General features: G+C 42.7%; 1 protein-coding gene. It reads left to right on the forward strand.

The features are described 5' to 3' along the window. Positions 1 to 1,982, forward strand: a 1,982-nt coding sequence (locus tag A6733_RS09070) for a hypothetical protein (RefSeq protein WP_242641608.1), incomplete at both ends; no start/stop codon positions are given.

Genomic DNA, 1,982 nt, shown 5'->3' on the forward strand with positions numbered 1-1,982 from the left:
TCCTTGACGTTGCTGGCATTCTCGCAATGGCGTTATCAGTAAGGATAGGGGGCTATATAAGGAAAAAAGGTAGTAAAGGTGAGGGTGTAGCACCAGTAACTAGTGTTGTAGACCTTACGCATTCTTCCCTCCCAAACCCTCAGTCGTTACCATCTCAAGCGAGTACTTCAACTGCTTCTGAAGTTGCCTCTGAAGTTTCGATCTCTTCCGCTAGTGCTTCATTATCTGTTCAATATGTTGATTTGCTTGGTGTTAGGTTACATCCTGATAGTGCTAAACTAATTTACGATCTCTTTTCTGACATCCGTAAATCTGCCAAAATGTCTTGCTCTATGGCACTGGGTAGCCTATTAAGGTCCGTGAGTAATGGACTTTCGATGGTTGGGCAGGCTGTTATTTGGTGCAGAACCTATAAGGAACTGCATTTACTTGGTTTTATGGCTAGGTTTCTTTGTCTGTATCATTCCAGGTACCGCCCTGATTTTATACGTTCTCTTGCTGGTATTAGAGTATTTTCTAGTTCCTCTGATTGTAGACTAGTGCCACTAAGTGGAGAAGGGTTACTAAGTTTTCTGTCTAAGCTGGATTGCTCTGTTCGCGGGTACGCGGAGTCTGCATTTAACTTGAAGTGGGATAGCATAGCTGATTCAGTTTTTGCTGGACTAGAAGATAGATCATTGAGTGGTGCTGATTGTGAAGATTTTATTAATATTTTCGATGCTGTTAGTGCTCCCGTAGTAGTATTTTCAACTTATCAAGAATATGAAAAAAAGCGTGTGATGGATAGGAGAAAGAAATCAGGAAGTGGTAGTAAATGTACGGAGGAGGGTATTGAGCCTGTTTCCAAAAAACGTTTAGTAAGTAAGAGCAAAGAATCAGGAAGTGGTGCTTGTTCTTTGGACACCTCTCTTCAACAAGTTCTGCCCAAACCCAAACCCAAACCCAAACCCAAACCCAAACCCAAGAGATGTGTGATAAGTGAAAGCAAGGCACTAGGAGACAGTAGTAAATGTGCGGAGGGTACGCAACCGGGAAGTTGTGCTATTGATCTTACTAGTCGTTCGGTTGTCTCTCTTCCACGGCCTAAGTTTCAGCATGAACTATCTTCTCAATCTAAACAACATGGGTCATTATCTAAGCGTCATCTTCTACCTGGGAAGCGGTTAGGGTCTTTGTTGCTATTAGAGAGGGATTCTAGTCAGTCTTCTCTTAAATTTGTTAAATTGCTTCATTATAGAGATATAGATCAATCTGGTGATGTATCTGCTGCTGTTTCTACTTTTGTAGGATTAGAGGGTGATGGTGTTTTGGTCTCTACTGAGAAAGGTGCTGCTCTTGATTTGGGAGAAGGTGAATTACCTGCATCTTCTCCTGTACCTGAGCCGGTAGTAGCTTCTGATATTTCCCTCTCTTTGCCACCATCAGCTGAAGAGTTGATCTCAGTTGGTGTTGTTTCTGCGTTAAGTGGGTCAGGAGATGATTCACTTTCGCCTCACTCTTCATCGCCCTCGATTGTATCCTCATCTTTGTCTTCATCTTCATCTCCATCTGAATCAGGATTAGATGCAGATGTTTCCTTTTCCTCTACAGAGTCACTTGTGTTGACTAGAGAAGTTGGATTAGCCTCGGAAGTTATTGTTTCTGAGTCGGGAGTTTTAGTAGGTGAATCAACTCCTGTGTCCTCATCTGAGCAGCTAATAGTGCCGATTACTACTGCCCCTTCTTCTGTTTCTGCTGTTTTCTGGGAATCTTCTGCGGCAGCTGGCAGTAGTTCTTCTGGTTATTTTCGCGGACCCAAGAAATCATTTACTTCAACCATAGCTACTACTATGGGTAATGGTGGAGGCAAGTCTTTTTCCCAAAAGCATGGCACTTCTGTTGCTGTTTCTTCTTCAGCTACTACTATAGGCAAAGAAGTTGGTAGTGGTGGTATAGGAGGAAGTTTTTCTGCTCAAAAATCAGCCACTGTTGCTGATTCTGAC

It is taken from the genome of Candidatus Ichthyocystis sparus (genome assembly GCF_900078745.1).
GTDB classification, from domain to species: Bacteria; Pseudomonadota; Gammaproteobacteria; order Burkholderiales; family 2013Ark19i; genus Ichthyocystis; species Ichthyocystis sparus.